At 65.5% G+C, this 24,120-nt stretch carries 20 protein-coding genes, 1 tRNA gene and 1 pseudogene; 9 read left to right on the forward strand and 13 right to left on the reverse strand.

Features of this window, described 5'->3' with window-relative positions:
• Window positions 1–7 precede the first annotated feature (7 nt).
• Entirely contained in the window at window positions 8–361 is a 354-nt protein-coding gene (locus QE394_RS01280) for an Rv2175c family DNA-binding protein (RefSeq protein WP_056077580.1), read from the reverse strand.
• Between the two features lie 241 nt (window positions 362–602).
• On the opposite strand from QE394_RS01280, the gene QE394_RS01285 reads away from it, so the two are divergent.
• Window positions 603–1,979, forward strand: coding sequence for a LysM peptidoglycan-binding domain-containing protein (locus tag QE394_RS01285; protein WP_349033553.1), 1,377 nt, complete (start codon window positions 603–605; stop codon window positions 1,977–1,979).
• A gap of 101 nt (window positions 1,980–2,080) precedes the next feature.
• The gene (locus QE394_RS01290) at window positions 2,081–4,204 is read left to right on the forward strand and encodes a PASTA domain-containing protein (protein WP_349033554.1); all 2,124 of its coding nucleotides are present in this window, start codon (window positions 2,081–2,083) and stop codon (window positions 4,202–4,204) included.
• Window positions 4,205–4,291: 87 nt separating this feature from the next.
• On the opposite strand, the gene QE394_RS01295 is transcribed toward QE394_RS01290, so the two are convergent.
• Together QE394_RS01295 and QE394_RS01300 are read right to left on the reverse strand one after the other, a co-directional pair.
• Window positions 4,292–5,686 carry a 3-deoxy-7-phosphoheptulonate synthase class II gene (locus tag QE394_RS01295; RefSeq protein ID WP_056077589.1) on the reverse strand — a complete coding sequence of 465 codons (1,395 nt, stop codon included), beginning with the start codon at window positions 5,684–5,686 and terminating at the stop codon, window positions 4,292–4,294.
• A 109-nt stretch (window positions 5,687–5,795) separates the two neighbouring features.
• Window positions 5,796–6,551 (reverse strand): lysophospholipid acyltransferase family protein, encoded by a 756-nt coding sequence (locus tag QE394_RS01300; RefSeq protein ID WP_349033555.1) that lies wholly within the window; start codon window positions 6,549–6,551, stop codon window positions 5,796–5,798.
• Window positions 6,552–6,663: 112 nt separating this feature from the next.
• Between QE394_RS01300 and QE394_RS01305 the strand changes: the two genes are divergently transcribed.
• The 3 genes from QE394_RS01305 to QE394_RS01315 are packed head-to-tail and all read left to right on the forward strand — an operon-like array spanning window position 6,664 to window position 8,790.
• A complete protein-coding gene (locus QE394_RS01305; protein ID WP_056077594.1) occupies window positions 6,664–7,452 on the forward strand; it encodes an alpha/beta fold hydrolase in 789 nt (262 codons plus the stop codon).
• Window positions 7,449–8,261, forward strand: a complete 813-nt coding sequence (locus tag QE394_RS01310) for an alpha/beta fold hydrolase (RefSeq protein WP_056077597.1) — start codon at window positions 7,449–7,451, stop codon at window positions 8,259–8,261. Before QE394_RS01305 ends, QE394_RS01310 begins: the two co-directional genes overlap by 4 nt.
• A complete protein-coding gene (locus QE394_RS01315) occupies window positions 8,248–8,790 on the forward strand; it encodes a hypothetical protein (RefSeq protein ID WP_056077600.1) in 543 nt (180 codons plus the stop codon). Before QE394_RS01310 ends, QE394_RS01315 begins: the two co-directional genes overlap by 14 nt.
• Window positions 8,791–8,794: 4 nt before the next feature.
• Here QE394_RS01315 and QE394_RS01320 read toward each other — a convergent pair whose 3' ends face one another.
• Complete coding sequence (locus QE394_RS01320; protein WP_056077603.1) at window positions 8,795–9,886, reverse strand: ROK family glucokinase; 1,092 nt, start codon at window positions 9,884–9,886, stop codon at window positions 8,795–8,797.
• A gap of 182 nt (window positions 9,887–10,068) precedes the next feature.
• Between QE394_RS01320 and QE394_RS01325 the strand changes: the two genes are divergently transcribed.
• Window positions 10,069–11,877 (forward strand): AMP-dependent synthetase/ligase, encoded by a 1,809-nt coding sequence (locus tag QE394_RS01325; protein ID WP_349033556.1) that lies wholly within the window; start codon window positions 10,069–10,071, stop codon window positions 11,875–11,877.
• Between the two features lie 85 nt (window positions 11,878–11,962).
• Here QE394_RS01325 and QE394_RS01330 read toward each other — a convergent pair.
• Window positions 11,963–15,362, reverse strand: a pseudogene (locus QE394_RS01330) (pyruvate carboxylase).
• 301 nt (window positions 15,363–15,663) lie between these two features.
• Here QE394_RS01330 and QE394_RS01335 point away from each other — a divergent pair.
• Window positions 15,664–16,482 carry a ParA family protein gene (locus tag QE394_RS01335; RefSeq protein WP_349033557.1) on the forward strand — a complete coding sequence of 273 codons (819 nt, stop codon included), beginning with the start codon at window positions 15,664–15,666 and terminating at the stop codon, window positions 16,480–16,482.
• A gap of 73 nt (window positions 16,483–16,555) precedes the next feature.
• On the opposite strand, the gene QE394_RS01340 is transcribed toward QE394_RS01335, so the two are convergent.
• The 5 genes from QE394_RS01340 to gcvH all read right to left on the reverse strand — a co-directional run bounded on the left by QE394_RS01340 (window position 16,556) and on the right by gcvH (window position 19,642).
• Window positions 16,556–17,149: a MerR family transcriptional regulator gene (locus tag QE394_RS01340; protein WP_045732426.1), complete on the reverse strand. Its 594-nt coding sequence runs from the start codon at window positions 17,147–17,149 to the stop codon at window positions 16,556–16,558.
• Between the two features lie 229 nt (window positions 17,150–17,378).
• Window positions 17,379–17,882, reverse strand: coding sequence for a bifunctional nuclease family protein (locus tag QE394_RS01345; protein ID WP_261620821.1), 504 nt, complete (start codon window positions 17,880–17,882; stop codon window positions 17,379–17,381).
• On the reverse strand, window positions 17,882–18,598 hold the full coding sequence (locus QE394_RS01350) for a MerR family transcriptional regulator (RefSeq protein WP_015936752.1): 717 nt from the start codon (window positions 18,596–18,598) through the stop codon (window positions 17,882–17,884). Before QE394_RS01350 ends, QE394_RS01345 begins: the two co-directional genes overlap by 1 nt.
• Before the next feature lie 23 nt (window positions 18,599–18,621).
• A complete protein-coding gene (locus tag QE394_RS01355) occupies window positions 18,622–19,098 on the reverse strand; it encodes an FHA domain-containing protein (RefSeq protein ID WP_015936751.1) in 477 nt (158 codons plus the stop codon).
• A gap of 157 nt (window positions 19,099–19,255) precedes the next feature.
• Window positions 19,256–19,642, reverse strand: coding sequence for a glycine cleavage system protein GcvH (gcvH, locus tag QE394_RS01360; protein WP_015936750.1), 387 nt, complete (start codon window positions 19,640–19,642; stop codon window positions 19,256–19,258).
• Between the two features lie 163 nt (window positions 19,643–19,805).
• On the opposite strand from gcvH, the gene QE394_RS01365 reads away from it, so the two are divergent.
• Window positions 19,806–20,675 (forward strand): DNA-formamidopyrimidine glycosylase family protein, encoded by an 870-nt coding sequence (locus QE394_RS01365; protein ID WP_261620820.1) that lies wholly within the window; start codon window positions 19,806–19,808, stop codon window positions 20,673–20,675.
• Between the two features lie 564 nt (window positions 20,676–21,239).
• Window positions 21,240–21,551 (forward strand): hypothetical protein, encoded by a 312-nt coding sequence (locus QE394_RS01370; protein WP_056077622.1) that lies wholly within the window; start codon window positions 21,240–21,242, stop codon window positions 21,549–21,551.
• Window positions 21,552–21,626: 75 nt separating this feature from the next.
• Here the strand turns inward: QE394_RS01370 and QE394_RS01375 are convergent.
• The 3 genes from QE394_RS01375 to QE394_RS01385 all read right to left on the reverse strand — a co-directional run bounded on the left by QE394_RS01375 (window position 21,627) and on the right by QE394_RS01385 (window position 24,103).
• Window positions 21,627–21,703, reverse strand: a tRNA-Pro gene (locus tag QE394_RS01375).
• A gap of 158 nt (window positions 21,704–21,861) precedes the next feature.
• Entirely contained in the window at window positions 21,862–23,412 is a 1,551-nt protein-coding gene (gene der / locus QE394_RS01380) for a ribosome biogenesis GTPase Der (protein ID WP_349033558.1), read from the reverse strand.
• A gap of 10 nt (window positions 23,413–23,422) precedes the next feature.
• Window positions 23,423–24,103: a lysophospholipid acyltransferase family protein gene (locus tag QE394_RS01385; RefSeq protein WP_268160750.1), complete on the reverse strand. Its 681-nt coding sequence runs from the start codon at window positions 24,101–24,103 to the stop codon at window positions 23,423–23,425.
• Window positions 24,104–24,120 lie beyond the last annotated feature (17 nt).

Below are 24,120 nucleotides of genomic sequence, written 5' to 3' on the forward strand. Positions count from 1 at the left end.
ACAGCAGTTACCAGGCCAGCGTCTGCGCCCTGCGCCGGATCTCGGTCTTCCGCCCCTCACGCAGGGCGTCAATCGGCCGGCCGCGCAGCGACTCGTCCGGAGTGAAAAGCCACGTGATCAGGTCTTCGTCGGAATAGCCGGCGTCGGCCAGCACCACAATGGTGCCTTTAAGGCTGTCCACCACCTGGCCGTCCTGGAGGAATTCTGCCGGTACTGAGCGGATATTCCGTTCGCCCACACGCGCAGCCACGAGGGCACGCTCATCAATAAGGCCATGGACCCTGGTAATGGAAACATTCAGCAATTGGGCGACATCGGGGAGGGGCAACCATTCGCCCACGAGGTTTTCTACGTTACTCACGAATCAAGGTTGCCACGGTGCGCGGTCCGGCGCCTAGTCGATTCATGCGCCCAGTGCTCCTGCCCTGCGGACACTCCGAAATTCTTCCTTACGGCAAAAGCGCGAATTCTTGTGCTAACCGCGAATTCATGAGAGATTCTCACTGTTCACACTCGTAACAAAGATCACTCGAGTAACAGTAGTATCAAGCACTAATGCGGCACCCCCGTCCGCACCCGCAGTTGAGAAGAGGATCCCTTACATGACGATGTCCCGCTCGCCGAAGCAGCCCCCCAGGCCGAGCTTGCCGATGATTGCTGCGACGACGGCGGCACTGCCGGCGGTTGTCCTGTCGTCCCTGGCCCTCGCACAGCCGGCCACGGCCCAGCAGCCGGCCAAATCACTCCCCGCGACCCTGACCGCGGCGATGAACGCGCAGGCGGCAGCCAAGGCCACGGCAACGGTCATTCCGGCCTCGTCCGTTTCCACCACGATTCCGGCGGCCTTTAAACCGGCACAGAATTCTGCGCCTGCCGAATATACAGTCGCCCGCGGAGACACCATCAGCGCCATCGCCGGAAAATTCAACCTGAACACCGGGGAAGTGCTCAGGCTGAACAATCTGCAGGCGAGCACCATCATTTACCCGGGGCAAAAGATCAAGCTGTCCGGCAGTCCTGCCGCAGCAGCCCCGGCCCCCGCCGCGCCGGCCGCTGCGCCCGCTTCGGCCGCCGGTGCCACTTACACCGTCAAGCCAGGTGACACGTTGGGCGCCATCGCCGCCCGGCACAACGTGAGCCTTGGGGATGTCTTCAGCTGGAACAACCTCAACATGAGGTCCATCATCTACCCCGGCCAAAAGATCAAGGTGAGCGCCGGTTCGCAGGCACCTGCTGCCCCCGCGGCGGCAGCGGCACCGGCGGCCTCACTCGCCAACACTTCAGCCCCGCAGGCTCCGGCGGCGGGCTCCTACACCGTCAAGGCGGGCGACACCCTCTCAGCCATCGCATCGCGCCATGGGGTGAAGCTGCCCGAACTGCTTTCCGCGAACGGGCTGAACCTCGGCTCCATCATTTACCCGGGCAACAAACTGAACGTCCCCGGCTCAGGCTCGCAGCCTGCTGCTGCGCAGCCGGCAGCGCCCGCAGCCCCGCTGGTACCGAGTTCCTTCCTTGGGTTCACCTACCCGCCGGCAGTGGTGAGCTCCGCGAATGAGAACAAGGCACTGCTGAATGCTTCCCCGGTCCCGTCCCGGGCAGAGATGCAGAACATCGTGGCAGACACCGCCCGCCGCATGGGTGTTGAGCCGTCACTGGCCCTGGCGTTCGCCTACCAGGAGTCCGGCTTCAACCAGCGCGCGGTCTCCCCCGCCAATGCCATCGGAACCATGCAGGTTATCCCCAGCTCCGGCCAGTGGGCCTCGGACCTGGTGGGCCGCAAACTGAACCTGCTCGATCCCTACGACAACGCCACGGCAGGAGTTGCGATCATCCGCCAGCTGCTGGCTACCAGCAAGGACCGGGATACGGCGATCGCAGGCTACTACCAGGGCCAGTATTCGGTAAGCAAGTACGGGATGTACGACGACACGAAGGCCTATGTGGCGGCCATCAAGGCACACCAGAAGAACTTTGGCTAAAGCCTTGGCCGGCCCGGTGTGACCGGGCCGGCAGCAGCTGATGGAACGGGTTCGGGCCGGTTGACGGCCCGGACCCGTTCCATTGCAACTAGGATCGGAGGGTGCAGGAAAACGTGTCTGACCCCCTTGTAGGAACGCTGGTGGATAACCGCTACGCCATCAGGTCCAAGCTGGCGCGGGGCGGCATGTCCACTGTGTACCTTGCCGAGGACCAACGGCTGGAACGTGATGTGGCCCTGAAAGTGCTGCATCCCCACTTCTCCGCCGACGAAAGTTTCCTGGGCAGGCTGGGCCGTGAAGCCAAGGCCGCCGCGAAGCTGTCCCATCCCCACGTGGTGGGTGTCCTCGATCAGGGCAACGACGGCCACACGACGTATCTGGTGATGGAGTACATCAAGGGACACACCCTGCGGGACGTCATCACTGACAAGGGCGCCCTGCCGCCACGGCTGGCGCTGGCCCTGATCGATCCGGTGGTGGAAGGCCTTGCGGCAGCGCACGCAGCCGGTTTTATCCACCGGGACGTCAAACCCGAGAATGTCCTCATCGCCGACGACGGCCGGATCAAGGTGGGAGACTTCGGCCTTGCCCGGGCCGTGACGACGTCCACCAGCAGCGGGGCGCTGATCGGAACGGTTGCCTACCTCTCCCCCGAGTTGGTTTTGGGCCGGCCCGCCGATGCCCGCAGTGACGTTTACTCCGTTGGCATCATGCTTTACGAAATGCTGACCGGCAAGCAGCCCTTCGGCGGAGACGTTCCCATTCAGGTGGCCTACCAGCACGTTAACAGCACGGTGGGTCCGCCGTCCGCGCTCGTTCCGGGCCTGGCAGCTGAAGTGGATGAACTCGTACAGTGGTGCACCGCAAACGATCCCGAGAACCGTCCGGTTGATGGAAGCGCACTGCTGCAGGAACTCCGCCATATCCGCACCAACCTGACAGACTCCGAACTCGACCTGCAGCCACCGGCAGCGCTGGGAGCCTCCCCTCACGGCATGCCCGGGTTCACGGGGCTGCCCGGCGCAACGGATCCCTCCGCCGGGCCCAGCCATACAGAGTTCATCCCGCACATCAGCAATCAGACGTCCGTCATGCCCGCCGGCCGTCCCCTGCCGCCTCCCTTCCAGCCGGCAGGCCACGTCACGGCCGCCCGCAACCCGACGCCGGCACCCCGCACCGGCCACACCCTCACCCCGCCCGGCGAAGACGAGAGTCCGGCTTGGGCCCCGGTTCCCCCGGCGTTGAGCAAGCGGGCCCAGCGCAAGGCGGAAAAGGACGATGAAAGGGCCCGCGCACGGGCTGCAGCAACACCGGCCCGAAGCCTGCGTGAAGGCAGCCCACGGCGGAGGGGCATTCTCTGGATCATCGTCCTGGTCATTGCTGCGCTGCTTGCCACCGGAGCCGGCTGGTTCTTCGGGATGGGGCCGGGTGCAGCGGCAGCCATACCGGCGGTGGCCAACAGGACCGTAGCGGAGGCTCAGCAACTGCTGAGCGATGAAGGATTCCGTTCGACCACCAGCGACGTCTTCGACGATGCCGTTCCTTCAGGCCGGGTGGTAGGCAGCGACCCGCAGGCGGGAGCGGAGATCCGCAAGTTCCAGCCGGTTTCACTGCTCGTATCGAAGGGCCCCCAGCTTTATCCCCTGCCGGAACTGAAGTCCGGCTCCCTCGACGAGGCCAAAAACGCCCTCAACGCCGCCGGAATGGCGCTGGGCAAAGTAACCGAACAGTTTGATGAAGGGACCTCGGCGGGAACCGTGCTCTCCCAGGATCCTGCAGCCGGTACTCCTGCCCGGCGGGGCACTGCGGTGGCAATGGTTGTCTCCAAGGGCCCCGAGCCCATTGCCGTCCCCTCAGTGGTGGGAAAGGCGGAGAACCAGGCCGTTGACGCCATCGAGGCAGCAGGCCTGAAGGCGGAGGTCGCCAAGGACGAGGTCTTCGACAGGAAGGTCCCCGAAGGCGCCGTGGTCAGCCAAAGTCCTGCCAACGGGACGTTGACCCGCGGCGGAACGGTCACCTTGACCATTTCGAAGGGTCCCCGGATGGTCGAGGTCCCAAGTTATATCGGCAAGCAGGCCGGGGAGGCCGAACAAGCTTTGCGGAAGCTTGGATTCGAGGTCCGTCTTAACAAGGTCCTGGGCGGATTCTTCGGCACCGTCAGGGACCAGGATCCAGTGGACACCGAAGTTCCTGAAGGGTCCGTCATCACCCTGACAGTGGTGTAGGCCGGGTAGTGCAGGAGGGGCGCCTCGCGGTGCCCCTCCTGCAGCGCCGTCACAGCGCGGAAAACGCGCGGCCCACGGGGTTTCCAGTCAGTTTTTGGCGAGTGCCCCGGCCACCAGGAAGGCCATTTCGAGTGACTGCATGTGGTTCAGGCGGGGATCGCAGACAGACTCGTAGCGGTCCAGGAACGCGTCCTGGTCGATCGGGTCCGCGCCGCCCAGGCACTCCGCAACGTCGTCACCGGTCATCTCGGCGTGCAGGCCGCCCGGTACCGTGCCCAGGGCGTGGTGCACCTCGAAGAAGCCGCGCACCTCGTCGATGACATCGTCGAAGTTGCGGGTCTTGTACCCGTTCGGTGAGGTGACCGTGTTGCCGTGCATGGGGTCGGTGACCCACAGGACCTGAGCGCCGGACGCCGTGACCTTTTCGACGACGGCGGGCAGCTTTTCACGGATGTTGCCGGCTCCCATGCGGGTGATGAAGGTCAGGCGGCCCGGTTCGCGTTCCGGGTCCAGCTTGTCGATGAGCCGCAGGGCGTCGTCGCCGGTGGTGGACGGGCCGAGTTTCACGCCGATGGGGTTGCGCACCCGCGACAGGAAGTCGACGTGGGCGTGGTCGAGTTCGCGGGTCCGCTCCCCGATCCACAGGAAGTGGGCCGATGTGTCGTAGGGGAAGCCCGTCCGCGAGTCGATCCGGGTCAGTGCGCGTTCGTAGTCGAGCAGCAGCGCTTCGTGGCTGGCGAAGAACTCCACCCGCTTGAGTGCCTCGAAGTCCGCGCCGCAGGAGTCCATGAACTTAATGGCGCGGTCGATGTCGCGCGCCAGGGATTCGTAGCGGGCGTGCGCCGGGTTCTCGGTGAAGCCCTTGTTCCACTGGTGGACGGACCGGAGATCGGCGAAACCGCCCTGCGTGAAGGCCCGGATGAGGTTCAGGGTGGACGCGGACGTGTGGTAGGCCCGCAGCATCCGGGACGCGTCGTGGCCGCGGGACTCGGGGGTGAATTCATATCCGTTGACGATGTCGCCCCGGTAGGCCGGCAGGGTCACGCCGTCCCGGGTCTCGTCGTTGGAGGAGCGGGGCTTGGCGAACTGTCCTGCCATCCGGCCCATCTTGATCACTGGCATGGCCGCGCCGTAGGTCAGCACCACCGCCATCTGGAGGATGGTCTTCACCCGGGCGCTGATCTTGTCTGCCGTGGCTGCCTCGAAGGTCTCCGCGCAGTCGCCGCCCTGTAGGAGGAACGCCTTGCCTTGCGCTGCGGCGGCCAAGCGCTCCCGGAGTACGTCCACTTCGCCGGCGAACACCAGCGGCGGAAGCACCGAAAGCTCCTTCACGGAGGCATCGAACACGTCCCTGTCCTGCCAGCTGGGCTGCTGCGAGATGGGCAGCCCGCGCCAGTCGTCAAGTCCGGGATAGGTGGCGGCGCCGCTTTGGGAGTTGCCGGACAGCGGAAAGGCGGGGTTTGCAGATAGCTGAGTCACCATCTAAGACTAGCGTCCGCGCAGGTCGGCTGGACACCGTGCCGTCACGGTTCCCGGCCCCTGCGTCACAACGGATGGGCGGCGCCGGGACACGCATCCTCCGGGCACCCGATCAGTGTGCCGCCGGCTCCCCGCCGGAGTCTCCGCCAGCCGGCGGCGACTCCAGTGGCTCCGCTGAGGCGGCAGGCTCGCCGGCGAGGCGCAGCTTCACCACGGCAGCGTATTCGTCCACGTATTCCTGCCCCGACAGCCGCTGCAGTTCCAGCATGATGCGGTCCGCCACCGTCCGCTGGGTGCCACGGTCCCCGGCCTGGTCCTGGTAACTGCTGAAGTCGAGCGGTTCACCGAAAATCATCCCAATCCGCCGGATGTTGGGGAGCCGTTTTCCGATGGGCTGCACCTTGTCCGTGCCGATCATCGCCACGGGGATAACGGGGACCCCGGCCTCGAGGGCCAGCCTGGCAACACCCACCTTGCCCCGGTACAGCTTGGCATCGGGGCTCCTGGTCCCTTCCGGATAGATCCCCAGCAGGCCGCCGTTGGTCAGCACGTCCATGCCGGCACTGAGGGAGGCCGCAGAAGCTGCGCCGCCGGACCTGTCCATGGGCAACTGGTTGGTGAGCCGGAAAAAGAGCGCGGTCAGGCGGCCCTTGATTCCGGTGCCGGTGAAGTATTCCGACTTGGCCAGGAAGACCACCGGGCGGCGGACCATCAGTGGCATGAAGATCGAGTCGGAAAACGAGAGGTGGTTTGAGGCGATGATCGCGGCGCCCTCGGCCGGAATGTTGTCCAGGCCCTTGACCCAGGGGCGGAAAAGAAGCTTCAGAACAGGACCGAGGAAAATCCTCTTCATGACCCAATAAAACACGCGGTGAACCTCTCGGAAGGTCGGCCCCAGGCTCCGCTCCGGGCCTGTTTCAGCAGTTCAGATGCAACCCTACTCTAGTGAGATTTATCCGGAACAGTGACACGATGTAGGCATGACTGAAAGCAGCACACCGCCCCGCCCCGCCGCGTTCAGTTATCCCGGCCATGGCCCCAATGCGGACATCGGCATCGCCATTTGCCACGGCTTCACGGGCAGCCCGCTCAGCGTGCTGCCGTGGGCGGAGCATCTCGCCGCCCAAGGCTATGCGGTAACCGTCCCCCTGCTGCCCGGCCACGGAACGGACTGGCGGCAACTCGCCCAGACGGGGTGGCGCGATTGGTTCGGCAGTTTCGAGGCAGCCTACCTCGATCTTTCCGCCAAGACATCCACCTGTTTTGTGGCGGGCCTGTCCATGGGCGGTGCGGTGGCCCTGCTCACCGCCGCCCGGCATAAGACGGCCGGCGTGAGCATCGTCAACCCCGGCCTGAGTTTCTATGACCGGCGCGTCCGGGTGATCGGGCTGCTGAAGTTCTTCCAGCGCACCACCATTCCCGTTCCGGAGGAACATTCGACGGCGCCCGCCACGGAAGACGGCGACTACTCGCGGACACCCCTGGCGGCAGTGCACGAACTCAAGAAGCTGTTCAACGCAACACTTCGGGAACTGCCTGCGGTCACGGCACCGGTGCAGGTCTTCAAATCCGTGACCGATGAGGTGGTACCGCCCACCTCCCTGGAACTGCTGAGGGCACGGCTGCGCGACAGGGTGACAGAGGTGATTGAACTTGCGGGCAGTGGCCACGTGGCTACGCTGGACGTTGACGCGCCGGAAATCTTCACCCGATCAAGCGGGTTCTTCCGCGACCATGCCCGCCAATCCAGCCCTTCGGAGACCCCATGACTGCCGGCCCGGACCACAGTCCCTTTAGCAGTGCCACCAGCGGCTCGGGGCCACGGGCAGGCGTAGTGCTGTCGCATGGGTTCACAGGCAGCCCGCACAGCCTGCGCGGCTGGGCGCAGGCGCTTGCCGGGGCCGGCTTCGCGGTGCGGATGCCGCTCCTGCCGGGCCATGGCACGAGCTGGCAGGAACTGTCGCGCACGCGGTGGCAACAATGGCACGGCGCCTTGGATGATGCGTTCCTTGAACTCGACGCCGAATGCGACCATGTTTTCGCTGCCGGGCTGAGTATGGGCGGGGCACTTGCGCTGCGGGTCGCTGCCACGCGGCCGGTGGCCGGCGTGGTCCTGGTCAACCCCGGGCTGGTGATTGATGACCCGCGCGCTCCGTTGGCAGGCATCCTGAAGCTGGTCATGAAGAGCACCCCTGCCATCGCCAACGACATCCTGAAGGCGGGTATCGATGAAGGCGCATATCCCCGCACTCCCGTCGCCGCAGCACACGAACTGAACAAAATGTTCAAGGACACCGCCCGGCTGCTCCCCCGCATCACGGCACCGGTGCAGGTCTATCGGTCCGCCGTGGACCATGTGGTGTCGGACTCCAGCATTTCCGTCCTGCGCCGCGGCTTGACCCATGCACCCCTGGACCTGGTCCGGCTGGAGAACAGCTACCACGTGGCCACCATGGACAACGATGCCGAACAGATATTCCAGGGTTCGGTGGACTTCATCCGGGCAACGCTTGCTGCGCTGGCACCCGGCGTGGCGGCTCCCGCGGGCTCCGGGGAGGCCGGCGATGAACAGGCCTGATTCCGGATCCGCGGACCAGGGCGCCAACCAGGACGACGCCGTCTGGCTCGACCTGGTGGCACGGCTGGAGGCGGACACTCCTCCGCCGGAGCGCAACGTGCCGGGTTCTGTTGCCAAGCCGCCCGGGCCGGCGTCCTTCCGTGACTTTGATCCCCTCAATCTGTCCGGTGCCGCACCCATGGAACGTTCGGCCGCCGAGCGCCTGGACAGCCAACGCGGAGAGCCGCGCGATGACGACATGTCGGAGGCGCCGCCGGCCGGCCCGCGCGACTACGGCGTTGAGGATGACGGAGGCGACTTCGTGCCCGGTGAGCCGCCCAGCCTTTCCGGGACAGACCCCATGACAATGCTGGCCTGGCTGGCCGCAGTCGGCGGGCCCATCGCGCTGCTGCTGTCCACGATGTTCTGGCGATCGGCGCCCGTGCTGGCCATTTGGGGCATCGTTGCTGCATTTGTTGCCGGCACGGTGTACCTCATCATGAAGCTTCCGCAGGAGAAGGACGAGGACGACGACGGCGCCCGGGTCTGAGCAGTCAGCTGCGGACCCTGCCGCTCACGCGGGAGAGGTCGGCGGCACCGATCAGGCCGGCGTTGGGTCCAAGGTGGGCCAACTGGATACCGGCGGCCGGCCGGAAGCCACGGCCCGTCAGGTTCCTGGCAAATGCCTTCCTGGCGGGCTCCACGAGGAGATCGCCTGCTGAACACAGGCCTCCGCCGATGACGAACAGTCCCGGGTCGAGGGCGGCCGCCAGGTTGGCAAGCCCCAGGCCGAGCCACTCCCCCACCTCTTCGATCAGTTCGCGCGATGCCGTATCCCCGGCGAGGGCGAGTTCGGTGACGATGGCTCCGGTAATGGTCTCTGCGCGGCCACCGACCGCAGCCAGAAGGTCCTGGGCCATGGGCGAGTTGCTGCTGGCAAGGATCCTCGCTTCCCGGCCGAGGGCGTTGCCGGAGGCATATTGTTCCCAGCAGCCGCGGTTGCCGCATTCGCAGCGGTGACCGCCGGGCATGATGACCTGGTGGCCGAACTCACCGGCCACGCCGAAGCGGCCGCGTTCCACCCGGCCGTCCATCACCATGGCCCCACCGATTCCGGTGCCAAGGGTGATGCATACCAGGCGGCTTTCCCCTTGCCCGGCGCCGAACCGCCACTCGGCCCACGCGGCGGCGTCGGCGTCGTTGGCCAGCAGCACCGGGCGCCGCAGGAGCTGCTGGAGGTTGGCGCGCAGGGGCTCGTTCCGCCAGGCGAGGTGGGGACTGAAAAGGACAGTGCCGCCGTCGAGGTCCATCCAGCCCGCAGCCCCGATGCCCACCGACCGGATCCGCCGCCCGCTGCCGAGCTCTTCGACCAGTTCCACGATGACCCGTTCCACAGCCCGGGGATCAGTGCCGGGCGTGGTGCGGCGGGCTTCGCTGAGGATCCGGCCTTCCTCGTCCACCACACCTGCAGCCACCTTGGTGCCGCCGATGTCGATGCCGATCGCCAATCCCCTGCGGCCCAGGCGCGCCCGCCCCCGGGAACCTTTTCCCTGCCCTGATGTGGCACGGTACGGGGCGGACCGCCGCTTCCACGGCGCGGATCGACGGAGGTGGCCGGCCTGGTCGCCGGAGGGCGGTGCGTACATAGTCCCCAATTCTAGGCTCGCGGCCGGGCCTCCGGAGCCGGGGCACGCTGGCTCCGGACCCGCCGCTGCCGCATTGACGGCTAAGTTACTGGCCAGTAACTTTAGATACAGCACTGTCCTGCGGCGGCATACTAGGCTTGTTACATGCCCCCTGCGGGACGACGGATATCAAAGGAGCTATAGTGCGCCAATTCAGTGTTCCGCCCCTTGTTGTTGTTCCACCGGAGACCAACATCACCGACCTGCTGCTGCGGCAGGCCAAAAAGGCCAGCAACCCGGCACTGTTTTCCCGCCTTGACGCATCCGGCTCCTGGCAGAACGTCTCCGCCACCGATTTCCTGGCTGACGTTAACGCCTTGGCTAAGGGTCTGATGGCCAGTGGCGTGGGTGCCGGCGACCGCGTGGGAATCATGTCCCGGACCCGCTACGAATGGTCCCTGGTGGACTTCGCCATTTGGTTTGCGGGCGCCATCTCGGTTCCAATCTATGAGACCTCGTCCCCTTCCCAGGTGGCCTGGAACCTTGGTGATTCCGGGGCCGTCGCCGCATTCGGCGAATCCGCACACCACGAAAACATCATCCTGCAGGCCGTCAACGCCGAAGGCCTCACCGACTTGATGCACGTCTGGCAGCTGGAAGGCGACGGCCTGGATGCCCTCCGCGAGGCCGGGCGTGGCGTCAGCGATGACGAGCTCGAGTCACGGCGGAGCACTGCCGTCCTCGCCGATACGGCCACCATCATCTACACATCCGGCACCACCGGGCGGCCCAAGGGTTGCGAGCTGACGCACGGGAACTTCGTGGAGCTCTCGGACAACGCCCTGGCCATCATCGGCGAAATCGTCCACGAGGACGCCAAGACCATCATGTTCCTTCCACTGGCACATGTCTTCGCACGGTTCATCTCCGTCCTTGCCATGGCTGCCGGGACCACTGTGGCGCACACGCCGGACATCAAAAACCTGCTCGCGGACCTGCAGAGCTACGAGCCCACCTTCATCCTGGCCGTGCCACGGGTTTTCGAAAAGGTCTACAACTCGGCCATGACCAAGGCGGAGGACGGCGGCAAGGGCGCCATCTTCCACCGGGCCGCCGATACCGCCATCGCGTACTCGAAAGCACGCCAGGAAGGCCGCGTCGGGCTGGGCCTCAAGCTCCGCCATGCGCTGTTCGACAAGCTGGTGTACGGCAAGCTGCGCGCAGCGATGGGCGGCCATGTGGCCCACGCCGTGTCCGGCGGCGGCCCGCTCGGCGAACGCCTGGGCCACTTCTTCCAGGGCATCGGCATGCAGGTACTCGAGGGGTACGGCCTGACCGAAACCACTGCCCCCATCTCGGTCAACACCCCGTCCCGGATCAAGATAGGGTCCGTGGGCAAGCCGCTGCCCGGTAACGCCGTAAAGATCGCCGAAGACGGTGAAATCCTCACCCAGGGCGTCTGCGTGATGCGCGGCTACTACAAGCGCGACGACCTCACCGCGGACACGTTCGACGACGGCTGGTTCCGTACCGGAGACATCGGCCGGCTCGACGAGGACGGCTTTGTTTGGATCACCGGCCGCAAGAAGGAGATCATCGTAACGGCCGGCGGCAAGAACGTGATCCCCGCCCTGCTGGAAGACCAGATCCGGGCCGACGCCCTGGTCTCGCAGGTCCTCGTAGTGGGTGACAACCGCCCGTTCATCGGCGCCCTGGTCACCCTTGACCAGGAGGCGCTGCCGGGCTGGCTCCAGCGGCACGGGCTTCCAGCCGGCACCTCGCTGGAGGAGGCAGCAGAGAACCCTGTGGTCAAGGCAGCGGTGCAGGACCTGATCACCGCCGCCAACGGGTCTGTGTCCCAGGCCGAGGCCATCAAGTCGTTCCGGATCGTTCCGGCCGACTTCACCGAGGCGTCCGGACATTTGACGCCGTCCATGAAGGTAAAGCGGGCACAGGTGATGAAGGATTTCGAGACCATTATCGAGGAGATGTACTCGGCACCCCGCTCCTGACCCAAGCACTGCTGCACTCATGACGAAAAGGTCCTCCCGGCTGCTGCCGGGAGGACCTTTTCATTGCCTTACGTGCTGGACCGGGCTACTGCTCCACAACCAGGAGCAGGTCTCCGCCCTGAACCTGCTCCACCGCGGAGATGGCCAGCCTGGACACCTTGCCGCCCACCGGCGTCGTAATGGAAGCTTCCATCTTCATCGCCTCGATAGTGGCCACGGTATCGCCGGCGTTCACCGTGTCTCCCGCCTTCACGGTGACAGTGACGGCCCCGGCGAACGGCGCGGCGACGTGGCCCTGCTGCGCCGGATCCGCCTTCTCGGCAGCCTTGACGTTGCTGACCACTGACCGGTCCCGCACCACCACGGGCCGGGACTGGCCGTTGAGGGTGCACATCACGGTGCGCATGCCCTTCTCGTCCGGTTCCGAGACTGCTTCGAGTGAAGCAATCAGCCGGACGCCGCGCTCCAGCGTGATCTCGTGCTCGGTGCCCTGCTGCAGCCCGTACAGGTAGTCGCGCGTGTCCAGGACAGAGATGTTGCCGAAGGTCTCGACACTCTTCAGGTAGTCCTTGGTGGGGCCGGCGAACAGCAGCCGGTTCAGGGTGTGCTGGCGGGTCTTGGAGTCGGACTTGAGCGCGGCGCTGTCCTCGGCGCTGAGCTCGACGTCGCGGACCTTAATGCTGCGTCCCTGGAGGGCCTTGGTGCGGAAGGGCTCCGGCCACCCTCCGGGAGGGTCCCCGAGTTCGCCGGAAAGGAATCCGATGACGGAGTCGGGGATGTCGTAGTTCTGCGGGTTCTCGTTGAAGTCCGCGGGATCGGCGTTGAGGCCCACCAGGTGCAGGGCGAGATCACCCACCACCTTGGATGAGGGCGTCACCTTTACCAAGTGGCCCAGGATCCGGTCAGCGGCCGTGTACATGTCCTCGATGGCTTCGAACCGCTCCCCCAGGCCCAGTGCCATGGCCTGCTGGCGGAGGTTGGAAAGCTGGCCGCCGGGGATCTCGTGCTTGTAGACCCGGCCGGTGGGACCGGGCAGGCCCGACTCGAACGGTGCGTACACCCTGCGGACGGCCTCCCAGTACGGTTCCAGGGAACTGACGGCGTCAAGGCTCAGACCGGTGTCACGCGGCGTGTGGGCCAGCGCCGCCACCAGGGCCGAGGCCGACACCTGGCTGGTAGTGCCGGCCAGGGAGGCTGAAGCCACGTCCACGGCGTCCACACCGGCGTCCACGGCAGCCAGCAGGGTTGCCAGCTGGCCGCCCGCGGTGTCGTGGGTGTGCAGGTGTACGGGCAGGTCGAAGCGTTCGCGGAGTGCGGCCACAAGTTTGGCGGCCGCAGCCGGGCGAAGCAGGCCGGCCATGTCCTTGATAGCCAGGATGTGGGCGCCGGCATCAACGATTTTTTGAGCCAGTGCCAGGTAGTAGTCCAGCGTGTACAGCTTTTCCGCCGGATCCAGCAGATCGCCGGTGTAGCAGAGTGCCACTTCCGCGACAGCGGTACCGGTGGCGCGGACGGCCCGGATGGCGGGGGCCATCTGGCTGACGTCGTTCAGGGCGTCGAAGATCCGGAAGATGTCGATGCCGGTGGCCGCAGCCTCATTGACGAAGGCCTCGGTGACTTCCTCAGGGTAAGGGGTGTAGCCCACGGTGTTGCGGCCGCGGAGCAGCATCTGGATGCAGATGTTCGGCAGGGCTTCCCGCAGTGCTGCGAGCCGGTCCCAGGGGTCTTCGCCGAGGAATCGGAGGGCGACGTCGTAGGTGGCCCCGCCCCAGGCTTCAACGGACAGCAGCTCCGGCGTCAGGGCGCTGACTGCCGGTCCGGCAGCCACAAGGTCGCGGGTGCGGACCCGGGTGGCGAGCAGCGACTGGTGGGCGTCGCGGAAGGTGGTGTCGGTGACGGCCACGGCGGTCTGCCCCCGCAAGGCCTTGGCGAAACCTTCCGGTCCCAGTTCACGCAGTTTCTGGCGGGAACCCGGCGCTGCCTCCTGGCCCTTGACGGACGGAAGCTTGTCGGCCGGGTTCGAGTGGACGGTCAGTTCACCGTTCGGCTTGTTGACGGTAACATCGGCCAGCCAGGTCAGCAGCTTGGTGCCGCGGTCTGCGGACACCCGCGCCTTGAGCAGTTGCGGGCGCTGGTCGATGAAGTTGGTGGCGACGTCGCCTGCGATGAAATCGGGGTCGTCCAGCACGGCCTGCAGGAAGGGGATATTGGTGGACACGCCGCGGATCCGGAACTCTGCGAGGGCGCGGCGGGCGCGGGCCACGGCGGCGGGATAGTCCCGGCCCCGGCAGGTGAGCTTCACCAGCAAGGAGTCGAAGTGCGGGCTGATCTCGGCGCCGGAGTAGACGGTTCCGCCGTCGAGCCGTACGCCTGCGCCGCCTGCGGAGCGGTAGCCCGTGATCTTTCCAACATCGGGCCGGAAGCCGTTGGCCGGGTCCTCGGTGGTGATGCGGCTCTGCAGGGCAGCACCCTTGAGGTGGACGGTCTCCTGTGAGAGCCCAAGGTCAGCGAGGGTTTCGCCGGAGGCGATCCGCATCTGGGCCTGGACCAGGTCCACGTCCGTGACTTCCTCGGTGACCGTGTGCTCCACCTGGATGCGCGGGTTCATTTCGATGAAGACGTGCTGGCCTGCCCGCTCGCCTTCGGTGTCGACCAGGAATTCAACCGTGCCCGCATTGACGTAGTTCAGGGCCTGCGCAAACTTGACCGCATCACGGTACAGGGCCTGGCGGATGTTTTCGTCCAGGTTAGGGGCGGGCGCGATTTCGATGACCTTCTGGTGCCGCCGCTGGATGGAACAGTCCCGTTCGAAGAGGTGCATCACGTTGCCCTCGGCGTCAGCGAGAATCTGCACCTCGATGTGCCGGGGGCGCAGGACGGCCTGTTCCAGGAACATGGTGGGGTCGCCGAAGGCCGCGTCCGCCTCGCGCATCGCTGATTTCAGGGCCTCGGGAAGGTCTTCCCGGGTGTCCACCCGCCGCATGCCACGGCCTCCGCCGCCGGCCACTGCCTTCGCGAAGATGGGGAAGCCAATCTCATCAGCGGCGGCAAGCAGTTCATCCAGGTCCTTGGACGGCTCGCTGGACTTCAGCACCGGTACGCCGGCCGCGCGGGCCGCCTTCAGTGCTGCCACCTTGTTTCCGGCGAGTTCCAGGACTTCGGCCGGCGGACCCACGAACGTGATGCCGGCTTCCTTGGCCGCGCGTGCGAGGTCCGGGTTTTCCGAGAGGAAGCCCGTACCCGGGGTAGATGGCGTCGGCGCCGGCCTCTTTGGCAACCCGCACCACCTCGGCGACGTCCAGGTATGCCCGGACGGGATGCCCTTCCTCGCCAATCAGGTACGCCTCGTCCGCTTTCTGCCGGTGGATCGAGTTTCGGTCCTCATTGGGAAAGACGGCAACGGTCTTGGCGCCCAGCTCGTAGCCGGCGCGGAAGGCCCTGATCGCGATTTCGCCGCGGTTGGCCACCAGAACTTTGGAAAACATACTTCTCCTGCATCATTGCGGGTGGATCGGTGAGTGGTCACAGTGTCTAGGACCCACAAGGACAAACACAAATCTTTGTGTCAGCCATCACAGATTTCCCCGTCATGTCCTGATCGGTTTGGGCCGGGCCGTCCTGATCAGCCCCGCTTGCACCGCCAGTGCCATGCCGGGCACCCATAAAGCAGGATTCAGCGCGGCATCCACATATGATGAGTAGGGCGGCAGGACCGTCCGGCTTCGGTTCCGCCGGAGCAAACACTACCCCCAACACGGCATCCGGCGTTAGGTTTTGGTCTCTCAAGTGCAAGTAGTCAGCATCAGCAGCCTTAAGGGTGGAGTCGGCAAGACTTCCGTCACCACAGGATTGGCGTCTGCGGCGCTGGCCGCGGGAATCCGGACCCTTGTGGTGGACCTCGATCCCCACGCGGACGCAACCACTGCCCTGGGCGTGCAGCCCGGCGAGCAGCTTGATATCGGACGGATGCTCAAGAGCCCCCGACGTGCCAGACTCGCCGAGAACGTGGTGCGGAGCAATTGGAGCTCCCGCGCCCACTCAAACGGTTCCAGCCCCGCGGTCCTGGATGTCGCCGTCGGCTCCGCCTATACGGGGATTTACGACCGTCCGGACCTTGGCCGCCGTGACCTTCGCCGGCTCACCGCGGTCCTGGCCGGCGCAGGCAACTACCAGCTGGTGCTGATCGACTGCCCGCCGTCGCTGAATGGCCTCACCCGGATGGCGTGGTCCGCCAGCGACAAGGTGGCACTCGTGGCCGAACCCGGGCTCTTCTCGGTGGCCGGAACGGAGCGCACCATGCGTGCCATTCAGCTCTTCAAGCAGGAGTTCGCGCCCAACCTGTCACCGGCCGGAATCGTCGCCAACCGGGTGCGGACCGGCTCCTCCGAGCACACCTACCGGCTGGCCGAGATGGAGTCGATGTTTGGCGAGCTGCTGCTGAGTCCGCGGATCCCGGAGCAGGCCAACTGGCAGCAGATCCAGGGTGCTGCGCATCCGGTGCACCACTGGCCCGGCGACTCCGCCAAGTCCGCTGCCGCCCTGTTCGATGAGCTGCTGGCCAACCTGATGGCTGCGGGCAGCGGCCTCCGAAGCCGCGCACGCTAGAGACGAACCCTTAACGAACAGGGGCCGCACTCCTCCGGGAGGAGTGCGGCCCCTGTTCGTTAAGGGTTGCGGGTCAGCTGATCTTGCGTGCAGCCCGCCGCTTGCTGAGCTCGTCGTCAGGGAACGTCTGTTCGGCGGCGTGTTCGCTCGGCAGTGATGCCAGGCTGCCCTCCACCTCGCGCCATACACGGCCCACTGCAATGCCGAAGACGCCCTGGCCGCCCTGGACGAGGTCGATAACTTCGTCGGCCGAGGTGCATTCATAAACACTGGCGCCGTCGCTCATCAGGGTGATCTGGGCGAGATCCTCCACGCCGCGTTCGCGCAGGTGCTCTACAGCGGTGCGGATCTGCTGGAGCGAGACCCCGGTATCAAGGAGACGCTTGACCACCTTGAGGACAAGGATGTCGCGGAAGCCGTAGAGGCGCTGCGAGCCGGACCCTGCCGCGCCGCGTACGGCCGGCTCCACGAGGCCGGTCCGGGCCCAGTAATCGAGCTGCCGGTAGGTGATCCCGGCCGCCTTGCACGCGGTGGGACCGCGGTAGCCGGCGTCCTCGTCGAGGACAGGGAGGTCTTCGGTAAAGAGGAGGCCCTGGGCACCGCTTACGGGCACGGCGGCACCGGCCGTGGGCTGCTTCAGCCCGCCTGCTTCACCTTTAGGACTCACCTGGATCCTCCTTGTCGTACGCTCCCGGGAACATCTGCAGCAGCGTGGGCATGAAGACCATGCATGTAATTCTCGCGGGGCGCACTTTCCAGTGTGACTTGCGCGGCTGCCGTAAGCAATGGGAACTTGATACTTCGACGTTAGGCCCGGCAGGTCGCAAGGTCAAAGATGTTGGCGCTTTCAAGGGGCGTGTCGAAACTTTCAGCCTCAACTTTAACCTTAACGTGACCTAGCCGTCGAAATCTTCCGGCTCCACGTCATCGAGGAATTCGCGGAACCTGCGCAGCTCGCGCTCCTCGTCCACCGTGGGGTTCGGCTCCGTGTCCTCGCCTTCGTCGTGCTCGGTGATGCGGACTCCGGCTTCGTCCATCACCGAGTCCGCGCACCAGATGCGGCACTTCGCGCGCAGTGCAATTGCGAGGGCGTCGGAAGCCCGCGAACTGACCGTGGTGCCGTTCTCGAACTGCAGCTGCCCGTAGAAAATGTTGTCCTCCACGGCAACAATGTTCACGCTTACCACCGAGTGGCCCAACGTCTCCACGACGTCAACCAGGAGGTCGTGCGTCATGGGCCGCGGCGGAACCACGCCCTGTTGGGCCAAGGCGATGGCGCTGGCCTCCGGCGTTCCGATCCAAATGGGGACATGGCGCTCCCCATGCATCTCGCGGAGCAGCACCAGGGGCTGGTTGGATGGCAGTTCGATCCGAACGCCAACAATCTCGACTTCAATCATCAGATGTCCATGCGTGAGATGTGGTCCTGCACCAAGGCACGGTGCAGGGTGAGGCAAAGGTCGCTGATTTCACGGGCTGCCTCAGCTGCACGCGCCTGGGATGCGGAGTCCTTGCGGGACGCCAATGGTGCCACCGCACGTTCCACAAGGCCGAACTCACGTTCTGCCGCCGCCTGGAAGGGACGGAGGTGGCGTGGCTCAAGGCCATGGCCCTCGAGCTGCACGCAGGCGCGCGCAACCTGGAGGGCGTGTTCGTCGAACCGGCCGTTGGTGTGGCTGATGAGGCCGAAGTCGAGGAGGGACTTCAGAAGCGGGACGCTGGCACCGGATTCGGTCCGCAGCTGCTCTTCGGTGAGCTTGCGGCCATGGTTCTGGAGTTCGGCAGCGAGTTCGTCGGAAACTATCCGCGGTGAAACCACGACGCCGGGTGGCAGGTTCTCGGGCCGCTCTCCCCTGTCAATCGCATCAAGGTAGTCCTTGATGACCTTCAGGGGGAGGTACTGGTCCCGCTGCAGGGCAAGGACGAACCGGAGGCGTTCGACGTCGCCGTCGGAGTACTGCCGGTAACCGGCCGGAGTGCGCCGGGGATTAATGAGTCCCTTTTCCTCAAGGAACCGGATCTTCGACGCTGTCATGCCCGGGAAGTCGGCACTGAGCTGGGCGAGTACCTCGCCAATGTTCAGGACCTGGGGTCCCCGGCGTTCGGGTTGTGCCATTGCCACAGGCAGCGGTCCCCGGATCAGCCGCGGCCTGCAGCTGTGGCAGGGCTCAGGTAGAAGGTAAGGCGGAACTTGCCAATCTGGACTTCGCTGCCCGACTTGAGCTCCACAGCGTCCACGCGGTCGTGGTTGACGTACGTGCCGTTCAGGCTGTTCCGGTCCACCACTTCAAAGCTGCGTGCCGTGCGCCGGAACTCGACGTGGCGGCGGGACACTGTGACGTCGTCCAGGAAGATGTCAGCGTCAGGGTGGCGGCCCGCCGTCGTGACGTCAGAATCGAGCAGGAAGCGGGCCCCGGCGTTCGGCCCGCTGTGCGCTACGAGCAGCGCCGAACCCGCCGGCAATGCCTCGACGGAGTTGCGCTCCTCAAGGGAGAGTTTGGGTGCGATGGTGGGCTCATCCCGGATGGGGGTGAGATGGATCGAGGTGGTCTCCGACGCCTTAGCCGCACCCGTGCCGTATTCCCCATCGGCAGGGTTCTGTGTGTGGCCAGCCATGGATTCCTCCTCTTCCCGCTGCCGCCCGTCAGGGCTGCAGCCAACGTTTGCCCGCCGGACCGTCCCGGCAGGTCCGGTTCCGGCTCCGCATCCGGCCGTTGACGTGCGAAGACGTCCGAGCCTTCGAGGCGGGCCGGACCGGATTTACCGGTTAGCTTTAGCCTACCTGTTGTTCGTACTCGGATGCACTGAGCAACGAGTCAACAGCGTCTGCTTCGGCGAGTTTGACCTCGATCAGCCAGCCGTCGCCGTACGGATCCGTGTTGATGAGGGCGGAATCGGAGTCCAGCGACTCGTTGCGGGCCACAATTTCGCCCGAAACCGGCGCGTAGATGTCGCTGACGCTCTTGGTGGATTCGACTTCGCCCACCACTTCGTTGGCCGTAACCTTTGTCCCCACTTCGGGCATCTGCGCGTACACAACATCCCCAAGGGCGTCCTGGGCAAAATCGGTGATGCCCACGCGGACCACGCCGTCAGCGTTGGGGGCAGTGACCCACTCGTGCTCGGCGGTGTAGGACAGGTCTTCGGGAATGTTGCTCATTGGGGGCCTTTCGTAGGGCTGGACACCAAGGTCAGGAGGCGCGGAAACGAGCCGCCGCTGAAAGTATAGGCATATCTGCCGGGGCGTTCACGGGGGTGTCTGCGAAGATGGGACGCATGAGCGCGCTTCGTTGTGCCGGACTGTACGGAGAGGGCAGGTAACCATGCCGGAGCTTCCCGAGGTGGCCGGTCTGGCCACTTTCCTGGACGGACAGCTGCGTGGCGCCGTCCTGACCAAACTGCAGGTGGTCTCCTTCGCGGTGCTCAAGACGGCGGATCCTCCCTTCAACGCGATTGAGGGCCGCACCGTGGCCGGAGTCCGCCGCTTTGGCAAGTTCATCAGCATCGACACCGATGGCATGTCCCTGGTGTTCCACCTGGCCCGCGCCGGCTGGCTCCGCTTCACGGACTCCCCCGCAGAGAGCCAGCTGAAAATGGGCAAAGGGCTGATTGCCGTCCGCTGTGCTTTCTCCGGACCGGACGGCCCGCGCGGATTCGACCTCACGGAGGCCGGCACCAAGAAAAGCCTCGCGGTGTACGTGGTGCGGGATCCGCAGGACGTGCCCGGCATCGCCGCGCTGGGTCCGGATCCGTTCACGGAAGCGTTCGACGCCGGCATGCTGGCCGAGATCCTGGGGGCCAGTTCCCAGCAGATCAAGGGCCTCCTGCGCAGCCAAAGCGTCATCGCCGGCATCGGCAACGCCTACAGCGATGAAATCCTGCATGCGGCCCGCATTTCCCCGTTTGCCACCGCCAAATCGCTGGACCGCGAAACAGTCCAGGTACTGTACGAGGCCATCCACGGCATTCTGGGCGAAGCACTGGCTGAAGCCCAGGGCAAGCCCCCGAAGGATTTGAAGGACGTCAAGCGCAGCCATATGCGCGTCCACGCCCGCACGGGGTTGCCTTGCCCGGTTTGCGGGGACACCGTGCGGGAGGTGTCGTTCGCCGACACGGCGCTCCAGTACTGCCCCACCTGCCAGACCAAGGGCAAGATCCTTGCTGACCGCCGCACATCCAAGTTCCTGAAATAGCCGGCCCAAAAGGGAAGCATGGACGTTCCGTCCAACGGACGGCGGGGCCGCCACCCGTGACGGGCAGTGGTTTTCTGGCTGCGGTTATGCGGAAGGTGGCCGCACCGGTTTGAGGGGTGGCGCCCCAAATTCCCCATTTCCCCCTATTTGCAGGGAATGGCAGGTAATGGAAGCACGTCTCTTCCAACCCCGGTAACACCTAAGTATCGTTGATGTCACGTCCCCCAAAGCGCGCACAGCAAGGGCGGACGGAAACTGGCTACATGAGGGTCCAGACACAGGCGCTCACTTCCCAAGCAAAGTGCCCATCTGGGCCTTTTCCGTGTGTTCAGTCATCACTACAGCGCCCCTCAGCCTCTGAACCGGGGGAACCAAAGGTTCACTTCCTGATGGCCGCTCGCACCCTCAAGCACGGTGTGCTCTCTTGCACCCGCCGGACTTGAGTGACAACCGCAGACAGGCGAGTCGACAACGACGTGGACGGCCACTAAGTGACGGCCCGTGCCAGCCTATTCTGCCTGCTCCTGCGGGGTATCGATTTTTCGATAGCCGAAGGAAACTGCAATGAACAAAGTTACCCGCCTGCTGGGCTCCGCTGTCCTCGCTACGGGACTCACCCTCGGATCGTCTGTGACGGCCGGCGCTGCATTTGCCGACAACAACAGTCACGACAGGGGCTATGGCGCAACCAAATACGATGACCGCAATGACAACCGTGACCGGAGCGACCGCCACCGGGATGACCGTGACAGGGGCTACGGCCGGGTTGTCTATGTGGAGCACGACCATCGCGGAGACTGCCACGGCAAATACCACCGCGCTTGGTTCGAGGACCGGTACGGACACATTTTCGTGATCGTGATCCTCGTGAGGTGACCACGCCTCCTACGCCGCCTGGCGGCTGACAGCAAAAGGGCCGCTTTCCGGAATATTCCGGAAAGCGGCCCTTCGTGGTCGGGCTGACAGGATTTGAACCTGCGACCCCTTGACCCCCAGTCAAGTGCGCTACCAAGCTGCGCTACAGCCCGCTGGTTCCGCCGTTCTCCGCTGCAGGTTATCCCGGATTCCTCCGAAGATTTCCATCAGCAGTCCGGCCGAACCACCTAGAAGAGCTTACACGATCGAAAGGGGTGCGAATGACACTTTCCGAGAATCAGGCCCGGACGTGTCGGAGTCAACACCGGCCCTAGCGCTTCTTGCCGCGCTTTTCGCGGACGCGCATGCTGACTTCGATGGGCGTGCCCTCAAAGCCGAAGGTCTCCCGGAGCCGGCGCGTGATGAACCGGCGGTACCCGGGATCGAGGAACCCGGTGGTGAAGAGCACGAACTTCGGCGGCCGGCTGGACGCCTGGGTACCAAAGAGGATGCGCGGCTGCTTGCCGCCCCTGACGGGGTGCGGGTGCGCAGCCACCAGTTCACCGAGGAAGGCGTTCAGGCGGCCGGTGGGGATACGCCTGTCCCAGTTCTCCAGGGCAAGGTCCAGGGCCGGGACCAGCCGGTCCTTGTGCCAGCCGGTCTTGGCCGAGATATTCACGCGCGGGGCCCATTCAACGTGGGCCAGGTCTTGTTCGATTTCGCGTTCCAGGTAGCGGCGGCGTTCGTCGTCGAGCAGGTCCCACTTGTTGAAGGCCAGCACCAGGGCGCGGCCCGACTCGATGGCGAGCTGAAGGATACGGACGTCCTGCTCGCTGAGGACCTCATCTACTGCGAGGAGCACGACGGCGACCTCCGCCTTCTCAAGGGCAGCCTGCGTCCGCAGCGAGGCGTAGTAGTCAGCGCCCTGCGCCATGTGCTGGCGGCGGCGGATACCTGCAGTGTCCACAAAGCGCCAGGTGCGGTCGCCAAGTTCAATGAACTCGTCCACGGGGTCCCGCGTAGTGCCGGCGGTGTTGTCCACCACCACGCGTTCGGTTCCCGCAAGCTTGTTCAACAGCGAGGACTTGCCAACGTTGGGGCGGCCAATCAGCGCGATGCGGCGGGGACCGCCGGCACGCTCCACGCCTTCAACAGTGGAAAACTCGGGCAGGACATCCATGACGTGGTCAAGGAGGTCAGCCACGCCGCGGCCGTGCAGGGCGGAGACCGGGTACGGCTCGCCGAAACCAAGGCCCCACAGTGCGGCGCTGTCGGCTTCCTGGGCGAAGTCGTCCACCTTGTTGGCCACCATGATGACCGGCTTCTTGCTGCGGCGGAGCATCTTCATGACGCCTTCATCCGTGGCGGTGGCGCCGACGGCGGAATCGACCACGAAGAGGACGGCGTCGGCGAGTTCCACGGCCATCTCGGCCTGCTCGGCAACGCGGGCGTGGATGCCACGGGCGTCGTGCTCCCACCCGCCGGTGTCCACCAGGGTGAAGTTGCGGCCGTTCCAGCTTGACGAGTACATGACGCGGTCTCGGGTGACACCGGGGGTATCCTCCACCACCGCTTCCCGGCGGCCGAGGATGCGGTTCACCAGCGTGGACTTGCCCACATTTGGCCGGCCGATGATGGCCAGCACGGGATCCAGCTTGACGGGACCGTCCAGGTCCTCGTCGCCGTACTCGCCGCTCAGCAGGGCGGCATCTTCCTCATCCAGCTCGTAATCCTCCAGGCCTGCCCGGAGGGAGGCAGCGCGGAGCTCGGCTTCGTCGTCGCCGATCGCCGCAAGCCGCTCGGCCACCTGGTCGGTGCCGGAAGGCGTGTACTCGTACTCGGCCGAGCCGGAATGCCCGGATGTCTGCGTGGTGTCGCTCATTGCACTGTCCTTAGTGGTCATCTGCCGGCGTCCCGGCTACTGCTGTTAAGTCTTGGGGAGCATCAGCGAACGGCAACGGCTGCCCACTGAGCTGAATGGCGTCGCGGACGTGCCCGGCCAGCGCTGCGCGGATTTCCTGCGCCGCCCTGTCCATTGAAGCACGGCCTGTTTCCCCTGCCCTGCGGGTCAGGGTCAGGGCGGGGCCGAAGGCCACATGGAACCGGCGGCCCGGCCGGGGCACGGAGTCGAGGTGTTCCCCGCCAACACGCGTGCCAAGAATGGCGACCGGCACCACTGGCGCCCCGGAATTGAGGGCAAGCCAGGCAACGCCGCCGCTGATCCCTGCGGCGTCCCCGCTCCCCCGGGTACCTTCGGGCAGGATCCCTACGCAACGCCCGGCGTCGAGCACGTCTTTGCACCGTTGCAGCGCGGCGCGGTCGCCGCGGCGGTCCACCGGTAACTGCCCCGAGGCGGAAAGGACCCGGCCGAGGAATCCCTTGAACATCTCCTGCTTCACCAGGATGTGCATGGGCCGCGGCGCTGCCCCGAACATGACCGGACCGTCCAGGTAGCTGATGTGGTTGCCGGCAAAGATCACCGGCCCGCCGGTGGGGACGTTGTCCCTGCCGGTCACGGTGGTGCGGTAGACGAGATGGTCAAGAATCCAGCCGACAGGCCGGCTCCAGGCCATAGTCCAGCCCGCGGGTG

This window comes from Pseudarthrobacter sp. SORGH_AS 212, from assembly GCF_030818145.1.
GTDB lineage: Bacteria > Actinomycetota > Actinomycetes > Actinomycetales > Micrococcaceae > Arthrobacter.

Coding starts and splice junctions, on each gene's coding strand:
- der (WP_349033558.1), bottom strand. CDS start 23,412: ATGAGCGACACCACGCAGACATCCGGGCATTCCGGCTCGGCCGAGTAC.
- QE394_RS01295 (WP_056077589.1), bottom strand. CDS start 5,686: ATGGTGACTCAGCTATCTGCAAACCCCGCCTTTCCGCTGTCCGGCAAC.
- QE394_RS01370 (WP_056077622.1), top strand. CDS start 21,240: ATGAACAAAGTTACCCGCCTGCTGGGCTCCGCTGTCCTCGCTACGGGA.
- QE394_RS01355 (WP_015936751.1), bottom strand. CDS start 19,098: ATGGCTGGCCACACACAGAACCCTGCCGATGGGGAATACGGCACGGGT.
- QE394_RS01320 (WP_056077603.1), bottom strand. CDS start 9,886: ATGTACGCACCGCCCTCCGGCGACCAGGCCGGCCACCTCCGTCGATCC.
- QE394_RS01345 (WP_261620821.1), bottom strand. CDS start 17,882: ATGATTGAAGTCGAGATTGTTGGCGTTCGGATCGAACTGCCATCCAAC.
- QE394_RS01285 (WP_349033553.1), top strand. CDS start 603: ATGACGATGTCCCGCTCGCCGAAGCAGCCCCCCAGGCCGAGCTTGCCG.
- QE394_RS01315 (WP_056077600.1), top strand. CDS start 8,248: ATGAACAGGCCTGATTCCGGATCCGCGGACCAGGGCGCCAACCAGGAC.
- QE394_RS01350 (WP_015936752.1), bottom strand. CDS start 18,598: ATGGCACAACCCGAACGCCGGGGACCCCAGGTCCTGAACATTGGCGAG.
- gcvH (WP_015936750.1), bottom strand. CDS start 19,642: ATGAGCAACATTCCCGAAGACCTGTCCTACACCGCCGAGCACGAGTGG.
- QE394_RS01310 (WP_056077597.1), top strand. CDS start 7,449: ATGACTGCCGGCCCGGACCACAGTCCCTTTAGCAGTGCCACCAGCGGC.
- QE394_RS01385 (WP_268160750.1), bottom strand. CDS start 24,103: ATGGCCTGGAGCCGGCCTGTCGGCTGGATTCTTGACCATCTCGTCTAC.
- QE394_RS01365 (WP_261620820.1), top strand. CDS start 19,806: ATGCCGGAGCTTCCCGAGGTGGCCGGTCTGGCCACTTTCCTGGACGGA.
- QE394_RS01305 (WP_056077594.1), top strand. CDS start 6,664: ATGACTGAAAGCAGCACACCGCCCCGCCCCGCCGCGTTCAGTTATCCC.